The organism is Methylobacterium crusticola, assembly GCF_003574465.1.
GTDB classification, from domain to species: Bacteria; Pseudomonadota; Alphaproteobacteria; order Rhizobiales; family Beijerinckiaceae; genus Methylobacterium; species Methylobacterium crusticola.
Genome location: NZ_QOWC01000280.1, coordinates 1 through 8461, shown reverse-complemented (window position 1 = coordinate 8461; position 8461 = coordinate 1). Strand labels below are relative to the sequence as shown.

The 8461-nt window shown below is 78.0% G+C and carries 5 protein-coding genes and 2 pseudogenes; all 7 read right to left on the bottom strand.

The genetic code is table 11. The annotated features are described in order from the left end of the window. Positions 1-99: 99 nt before the first annotated feature. Complete coding sequence (locus DT057_RS37085; RefSeq protein ID WP_238313978.1) at positions 100-927, bottom strand: hypothetical protein; 828 nt, start codon at positions 925-927, stop codon at positions 100-102. Positions 928-1170: 243 nt separating this feature from the next. Next, positions 1171-1440 (bottom strand): annotated as a pseudogene (locus DT057_RS37080) (DUF2793 domain-containing protein); the annotation flags it as partial. Beyond that, positions 1433-5345 (bottom strand): annotated as a pseudogene (locus tag DT057_RS37620) (baseplate multidomain protein megatron). The pseudogenes DT057_RS37080 and DT057_RS37620, both read right to left, overlap by 8 nt. A 280-nt stretch (positions 5346-5625) precedes the next feature. Beyond that, a complete protein-coding gene (locus DT057_RS32815) occupies positions 5626-6090 on the bottom strand; it encodes an NlpC/P60 family protein (RefSeq protein WP_128566219.1) in 465 nt (154 codons plus the stop codon). After that, positions 6083-6976 (bottom strand): DUF2163 domain-containing protein, encoded by an 894-nt coding sequence (locus DT057_RS32810; protein ID WP_128566218.1) that lies wholly within the window; start codon positions 6974-6976, stop codon positions 6083-6085. The genes DT057_RS32815 and DT057_RS32810 overlap by 8 nt, the downstream gene beginning before the upstream one ends. Before the next feature lie 19 nt (positions 6977-6995). Then, positions 6996-7631 (bottom strand): DUF2460 domain-containing protein, encoded by a 636-nt coding sequence (locus tag DT057_RS32805; protein ID WP_128566217.1) that lies wholly within the window; start codon positions 7629-7631, stop codon positions 6996-6998. Position 7632: 1 nt separating this feature from the next. Then, positions 7633-8461, bottom strand: an 829-nt coding sequence (locus tag DT057_RS32800) for a hypothetical protein (RefSeq protein ID WP_244937422.1), incomplete at its 5' end; no start/stop codon positions are given.

Here is an 8461-nt window from a genome sequence, read left to right as displayed (position 1 = left end):
GAGCGGCGCGCCGCCGAGGCCGGCCGGGCCTTGCGCGGGCGGGGGCGCCGGCCCCGGGGGCGGGCGGCGGCCACGGCCGGTCCCACGCCGGGAGCGCCGTCAGCTCGCCGGCGTGAACTTGAGCGCGAACAGGATCGGACCCGTCGTGCGCGCGCCGGCCGAGGCCGAGACCCGGATGCACCAGCGCTCGTTGGAGCGGAACGCCGCCGCGTTCGCCAGGTCCTGCGCCTCGTTGAACTCCGTGCCGCTGAGCGTGCAGCTCAGCGCCGTCGGGCTGAACAGCTTCATCAGCGTGAAGGTCCAGCTCTCGCCGGCGCCCGGCGCGTCCGCGGTCACGACCGACAGCTCGCTGAAGGTGCCGGCCACCGGGTAGGCGCAGTACACCACCGAGGGCGCCGTGCCGTTCAGCCCCGGGCTCAGGAAGCGCGTCTGCCCGGCGAGCACCGGCGTGCCGCTGTTGCCGGCGATCAGCACCGGCGCGGGCCGCAGGGCGAGGCCGCTGGCGCGCTGGTAGTGGTGCACGCGCCACGTCCCGCTGCCGTCCGAGGTCGCCAGCGCGGTGTCGCCGGAGGCGGTCACGAGCGCGGCCCCGCCCGGCAGCAGCAGGGCGGGGCCGGGCGTGAGCGTCAGCGCCCCGGTGAAGCGCATGAGCCGCAGCCGGTGAGGGGCGCTGCCGAAGCTCGTCACCGTGCCGGTGCCGGTGAGTGCCACCTTCAGGCCGCGCGCCGCCCCGAGGTCGACCGCCGCGGCCGCCGGCAGGGTGGTCTCGCTCGCCACGAGGTCGAGCCCGCCGGTGGCCCGGTCGACCCGCAGCGCCTCGTGCCAGGCCGCCCCGTCGGCCGAGACCTTCAGGCAGAGGTCGTCGTCCCCGATCAGCCCGAGCTCCGCCCGGCCGGCGTAGCCCGACTGGAACAGCAGCGAGAGCACACGGCCCGGCTCCTCCTTGTTGAAGCTGGTGCGCAGGTCGCCCGTGCCGCCCTCGGCCGCCGTCCTGGCGGTCCAGAGCGCCCCGTTGAGTCTGGCGGAGAACGGGTTCTGGGCATCGGCCGCGGTGCCGAGCCCGAGGCGGGCGAGGTCCTGGAGCGCCGCGATCGTGGCGCGCCAGGGCAGCCAGGCCTGGCCGGTGAACACCACCAGCTCACCCTCGTCGCGCAGGTAGGCGCTCCAGCCCGGCCGCGGCACGGCGCTGAGCCAGGCCCCGTCCTCGAAGCGCGCCACCCGGCCGGCCCAGCCGCTCCAGGCCCCGCCCGGGTTCGGGCCCACGATGTAGCGGTCGCCCTCCTGCGGGCCCGCGGGGGGGCTCGCGAGGTCGCGGTCGAGCACCGCGAGCTGCACCAGGGCGTCGAGCAGGCCGAGCGCCTCGTTGTGGGTGACGTGCTTCTGGGCCTGGGCCGCCGCCAGGAGCGGCAGGCCGAGATGCGGGGTGGCGTCGTCAGGCATCGAGGCTGCTCCGCAGGGGGGCGCCGCGGCCGCAGGCGGCCGAGAGCTGGTGGAGGGCGAAGGACAGCCGCGCCACGGGCCCGCCGAAATCGGCCTGCTGGGCCGCCGCCGGGTAGGTGGCGGACGGGCTGTCCAGGGTCAGCGTCCGGCGCACGCCGCCGCCGGCGTCGAGGATGTCGAGGGCGTAGGCCTCGCGCTCCTCGCCGAGCGGCACTTCGGCCTGCTCCCAGGCGTCGCCGTCCAGGCGCGTGCGCCGGATCCAGGTCAGGCGCAGGTCGCCGTTGGCGAGCCGGCGCAGGCGCGGATGCACGGGCGCGAGCGGGCGGGCGGCCACCGCCTCGGACGTGAAGGCGAGCCGGCGCCAGGACGGGTCGGTGGGCGCGCGGGCTTGCGGGCCGACCCGGAGGACCTGCGGCTGGCCGCGGGCGGCCGGCGCGAGGCCCAGGGGCACCAGGGCGCCGCCCAGCACCACGAAGCGGCTGCCGGCCGGCACCGGGCCGGTCGCGTCGGCGTCGCTGCCGGCCTGGCCGCGCAGGAGGCGCGTCAGGCGGTAGCGGCCCGGCCCGGTGAGCCGGCACTCGGCCCATTGCAGCACCTCCCAGCGCCCCGACGGCGTCTCCACCGCCGCGACGTTGGCGCCGTCCAGCACCGCGCGCGCTCGCGGCGGCGAGCTGCGCCCCCCGCGGCACCTCGACCGCGAGCACGCTCCCGCCGTCCCAGCGGTGGAGCGGGCCGGGCCGCAACGGCGCGGTGAGCACGCCGACGATCGAGCGGGCCGGGATCACGGCCTCGGGCGCGAAGGCGCCGCCCTCGGGGGCGCGCTCGACGGCGAGCGGCGTCCAGGGCTCGGTGTAGGCGGCGAGCCAGGGCGCCGGCGGGTCGCCGGCGCGCAAGGTCGGCAGGTCGAGGACCGCGAACAGCCCGACCCCCGCCGCCGCCGGGGGCTCGGGGTCGCGGGCGGTGCGCCCGCCGTCGGGCCCCGCGAACAGCCCGGCATCGGCCCGCACCGCCTGGAGCGGCCGCCCGGCCTCGAGCCCGAGCCGCGTGATGCGGTACTCCTGCACCCGCCCGCCGAGATCGAGGGCGATCACGTCGCCCGGGTCGAGGGCGAGGCAGGAGGGCGCCAGCGCGCAGGCGAGCGCCTCGCGCTCGAGGTCGGCGCGGTAGAGCAGCGCCTGGGCGGCGGCGTGGGCCGCGCCCTCGTCGAGGGCGAGCGGCACGCTGACGCCGGTCCGCCCCGCCCCGGCCCCGGGGCGGCGGGCCTCGACGGTGGCGGAGCGGTAGTCGCGCCCCGGGTCGAGGTAGGACAGCGCCACGCTGCCGGGCAGCGCCCCGGCCTCGGCCCGGGTCCGGGTGAGGTCGGAGCGCCCGCCCCCGCCGGCCGCCAGCGCGTCGGGCGTCAGGGTCAGGGCCGGGGGCCGGGCGAGCGCGGCGAACACCACCCGCCCGCCGCTCTCGGCCGCCTCGAAGGGGTGGACGTGCTGGAGCGGCGCGATCGCCTCGCGGGGCGAGGTGACGGCCGTGACGGCGTAGCCCTCCACCACCCCGTGCAGGCCCGAGACGTCGAGGGGCACGCCCAGCCCCTCGCACAGCTCCGCCACCACGTCGGCCAGGGGGGCGAGGCCGAGGCGGCCGTTGATCCAGTGCCCGAGCCGGTAGTTGCCGGCGTCGCGCCAGATCCCGGACTGGTGCGGGAAGTCCGGGTAGGGCCGCGCGTCCCAGGTCCAGACCGCGCAGCGCTCCCAGTCCACCATCGGCCCGCCGTAGACCGGGGAGACCGGGTTGTGGCCGGCCTCGGGCCGCCAGTAGGCCAGCACCGCCTCGAGGTAGGCGCGCTGGGCCAGGAGGTCGCGCCGCCCGATCGAGAAGTAGGGCGTGAACGACTCGGCGGATTTGGGGTCGACGAAGACGTTGGGCTGGTTCGCGCCCTTGTCGATCGCCGGGCAGCCGAGCTCGGTGAAGCGGATCGGCTTGCCGCCCGGCACCCAGGCCGTGGGGGTGGCCGAGCGCACCCCGCCGGGGCGGTCGTGGTGGAGGTTGCCCCACCAGCCGCGCAGGTCCTTGAGGCGGAAGATCCAGTCCTCGCCGTGGGCGGCGTCGCGGATCGGGGTGCGGACCTGGGCGGCCCGGTCGGCCTCGGAGGCGTAGAACCAGTCGTAGAGCTCCCCGCCCGCGATGCCGGCCCGCAGGTAGGCCGGCTCGTAGGGCGAGGCGACGCCGGCGCGGGCGTCGGCGTGGTCGAAGCCCTCGCGCCAGTCGGTGAGCGGCAGGTAGTTGTCGAGGCCGATGCAGGCGATGGCCGGATCGGCCCAGAGCGGGTCGAGGTGGAAGAAGACGTCGCCCGAGCCGTCGGCGGGGCGGTGGCCGGCATACTCGGTCCAGTCCGCCCCGTAGGTGAGCGCGGTTCCCGGGCCGAGGAGCGCCCGCACGTCGGCGGCGAGCCGGCGCAGGGCCGCCACGGCCGGGAAGGCGGCGGGGCCGGAGCGCAGGGTGGTGAGGCCGACCATCTCGGAGCCGATCAGGAAGGCCTCGACGCCGCCGGCGGCCTCGGCGAGGCGGGCGCAGTGCAGGATGAAGCGGCGGAAGCCCCACTCGTCCGGCCGGGCGCTCGTCACGGTGGCGCCGGTCCAGGCGAGGTCGCGGGCTTGCGTGGCGCCGAAGAAGGCCGCGACCTGGTCGGCGACGAGGGCGCTGCGGTCGGGCGAGCCGGGGCGGCCCGGGGCGGGGTCGCAGGTGAGCCGGCCGCGCCAGGGAAAGGGCGGCTGCTCGGCCCGGCCGTGGGGGTCGGGCAGGCCGTTGCCCGCCGGGATGTCCATCATCAGGAACGGGTAGAGGGTGACGCCGAGGCCGCGCCGCCGCAGCTCGCGGATCGCCTGCACCACCGCGAGGTCGCTCGGCGCGCCGCCGATCAGCGGGTCGCCGGCGGCGTCGCGGCTGACGATGCCGGCGGTCTCGCGGGTGAGCCCCGCCGCCCGCCAGGTCTGGCCGGCGGTGGCCTTGGCGGGGGTCTCGGCCCGCGGCGCGATGCGGCAGGACGCGACGCGCAGGTCGCTGCCCTGCCAGGCCACCACCAGCGAGACGTGGCGGCAGGCCGGGGCCTCGGCCTGGAGCTGGTCGAGGGCGGCCGGCAGGTCGGGCCCGCCCGAGACGGTGTTCTGCGGCGACAGGGTGCCGAGGCCCGTGGCGGTGACGGGGTCGGTCGCGTACACGAACTCGCCCATGGCGGGGATCAGCGTCACGGCGGTGACGAGGTCCTCGAGGGCGGGACCGGCGTCGCGGCGCGTCGGGCGCCGGATGACCTCCGCGGTGATGACCGGGACGCGGTTGCCGAAGGGGGCGAGGGGCAGGTCCTCGAACACCAGGTAGGCGAGGCCGCGATAGGCCGGGGCCTTCCCTTCGATCGCCTCGATCCGGGGATCGGGGAGCTGGTCCTCGTCGCCGCGGTAGAGGCGGTGCGGGGTGTCGGCGAGGCGAAGGGGCCTGCCGTCGGCCCAGACCCGGCCGAGGCCCGTGATGGGCCCCTCGCAGAACGCGACCGCGAAGGAGGCGGTGTAGCGGTAGGCGACCGCGTAGGTCTTGGGGGCGCCGCCGCCCTTGCCGCCGGCGGGGCGCACCGTCTCGACGCTCTGGCTCTCCCTGATCCGCGCCGCCCAGACGATCTGGCCGGCGAGGCGGGTGCGCCCGAAGACCCGGGGCACGGGGGCGCCCTCCGAGGAGGCGGTGACGTAGAGGTCGGCGAGGCGCGGGCCCTGCGTGACGACGGGCTTGCGGCGCGCGCCAAAGAGGGCGCCGTCGAGGCCGCTGCCGGCGGCGGTGCCGAGGAGGCCGCCGAGGGCCCCGCCGAGCGGGCCGCCGAGCGCGCTGCCGACCGCCTGGCCGGCGTAGGAGAGGACGAGCGTGCTCATGGGGATCTTCAGGGGATGGGGATCTTCAGGGGAATGTCAGGGGAAACCGGGACCGGCGCGTGGATGGCGGCCCGCGGCGGGGCGGAGCGCCCCGCGCCCGCGGGGGGCGCTGTTCGACGCGGCGGCACACGGGACCGGGGATGTCATGAGGCGGAGGCGGATACTCCCCGCGGCGGCGGGCGCGTGCACGACGACGGGACGGCCCCGGGCGGAGGCCGGCCGGATCGGGCGGAGGCCGGCCGGATCGGGCGGCCCGGCACGGGGCCGGAGCCGGGGCCGTTCAGGCGGAGATCCGGCTCCCGCGCGGCGCCGGGCCGGGGCGATCGGGGAACCGGAACGCGTAGGCGGCGCGCCGGGCCCAGGCCTGCGGCAGGCCGCTCTCCACCACCGCGTGCCCGTCATAGGCGTGGATCATCCGCCCTGCCCCGCTCAGGATCGCGCAGTGCTTGGCCGGCACGCCCGCCCGCCAGCGGAACAGCAGCACGTCGCCCGCCCCCGCCGCCTCGAGGGCGATCTCCGCCAGGTGCCGCCGCCCGGCGTCCCGCAGCGCCTCCGCGCCCTCCGCCTCGCCCCAGTCCGGCGTGTAGGGCGGCGGCGCCTCGGGCTCCGGGCCGTAGAGGTCGCGCCACACTCCCCGCACCAGGCCGAGGCAGTCGCAGCCCACCCCCCGCAGGGAGGCCTGGTGGTGGTAGGGCGTGCCCAGCCACCGGCGCGCCAGCGCCACCACGCGCCACCCCTCAGGCAACCCGGCCCCCGTCGTTGCCGGCGCCGCTCTGCGCGTAGCCGGTGGCGTAGTCGTTGCCCGGGATGTGCGGGCAGCCGCGGAAGCGCGCGCCGTTGCCGAACTTCGCCCCGCAGGTCGTGAAGGTCTTGTCGCAGCCCGCCGTCAGCACGAAGGCGTCGCCCGCCCGGATCGGCTCGGGGGCCGGCTGCCACAGGTCGAGGCTGGCGGGCGCCAGGGGCCCGGGCCGGGCGTGCGCCCGCACCTCGCAGGACAGCCCCGCCTGGGCGCCCGAGGTCCAGGTCAGCCGCCCGCCCGTGAACCAGCCGTCCGGGTAGGGCCCGAGCCCGGCGGTGCGGATCGTGCGGGCCGAGAGCGCCTCGGCGACGCTGGCGCCGGCCCGCAGCGCCGGGGCCGCGAGGTCGACGCCGCAGCGGGCGTCGCCGAGGTCGGCGTCGCAGGAGCGCTGGAACAGGCGGCCGCGGGGCTGGTTGAGGGCGGCGGCCAGGCTGCGGACCTCGGCCGAGAAGCCGGTGCGCCCGCGCGCCACCTCGCCGAGATGGCCGGAGAGGACCAGCACCCGGTCGGCCGGGCTCGCCCAGTCGACGCGCCAGACCGCGACGGCGGCGGCGTCGAACAGGCCGCGGACGAGCTCGGCCTCGGCGAGGCGCCCGTCGCGCAGCGCCCCCATGACCTCGAGCCCGTCGACGGCGAGCCCGCTCGACTGCTCGAGGGCCGAGGCGGTGGCGCCGGTCTCGGGCGCGCACGCGACCCCCTCGACCACCAGGGTCTCGTCGTGGTCGGTGAAGCCGAGGCGCAGGCCGTCCCGGCGGGTGACGATCCAGCACCAGGCGAGCGTGGTGGCGCCCGAGGCGAGGGCGGCGGCGAGGCCGGGGGTGAGGGGCTTCATCGGCGCAGCTCGTTGCTCGTCATGGGCGCAGCTCGATGACCGGGATGTCGGCGACGAGGCCGGCCTGCACGGCCTGGTGGTCGACGGCGATGCGGTCGCTGGCGAAGCGCACGGGCACGTCGAAGGCGAAGCCCGCGCTCACGAGGGCGCCGGCGGCGGGCGCCGTCCGGAAGGTGACGAGGCCCGTCGTGGTGTCGACGCTGGCGCGCTCGGGGGCCTGCGCGACGCCGTCGAGGGCGAGGCGCACGCTGCCGGCGACCGGCTTGGCGATGGGGCGGGCGTAGGGCGAGAAGGCGCCGCCGTAGGTCTTGACGAGCTGAAACGTCGTGGTGCGCCCGTCGCCGCGCCCGAGCACTTGGTCGGTCGGCCGCACGGCGACGCCCGGGGGCGCGGAGGCGTGGTCGAAGGTGTCGCGCCAGCGGAAGCCGTGGAGGGGCCCGCGGCGCTCCTCGAAGAACGCGAGGAGCAGGGCGACGTCCTGGGCGGTGCGCAGCGCCGGACCGGCGTTGTAGGTGCGCCGGGAGTGGCGCCACAGGGCGTTGCGCTCCTCGTCGCCGGAGCCCAGCGTGACGATCTCGGTGCGGCGCTCGGGCCCGCCGCGGGAGCCGTAGGAGAGGTTCACGGGGAAGCGCACCTCGTGGAAGGGGGCCGGCATCTCAGAGGCTCCGCAGGCCGCGCTGCACCGCGCGCGCCAGGGCCGCCGTCACCTGCGCCTCGGAGCGCGCGAAGCTCGGGGCGTCCGGCGTCGCGATCGAGACCGAGACCTGCACGGTCGGCGCAGGCGGGGGCTGCGGCAGCCCGCGGGCGGCCGGGACGATGCGGCCGGGCTGGAGCGGCACGAAGGTTTCCCGCCCGTTCTCGCCGACCGTGTAGGCGACGCCCGGCGTCACCGGCCCGCCCGCGGCCCGCCCGGTGGGGTTGGGGCTGAGGCCGAGGCCGCCCAGCAGGCTGCCGATCAGGTCGGTGCCGGCCCCGCCCCGGCCGAACAGGCCGTCGAAGGCGCGGTCGATGCTCCGGCCGGCGAGCGACGTGGCGAGCCGGTTGAGCACTGTGCCCAGGGTCTGGCCCTGCAGGACCGCCCCCTTGAGGCCGTCGGCGAGCAGCGCGCCGAACTCCCGCGACGCCGACAGGAAGGCGCGCTGGGCCGCCTCGGCCTGGTGCACCTGCTCGGTCGCGGTCCCGTAGGCCTGGGCGACCCGGTCGATCTCCGCCGTCAGGGCCGATGTCACCGCGAGGTCCGCCTTCTTGGCGGCCTCCAGCAGGCGGAACGCCGCCTCGGCCCTGGCGGCGACGCCCTCCTGCTGGCCCACCACCTCGGCCTCGACCCGGAGCGCGCCGGTCCGCCTCGTGATGCGGGCGATCTCGGCCCGGTACGCGTCGTCCCCGGCCTCGTCCCGGGCCGGCCCGGACGCGACCGGCCGGCTCGCGCGCGCGCGCGCCGGGACCGCGCCGGGGGGCTCGCTCCCGCCGGGCGCGGGCTCCCCG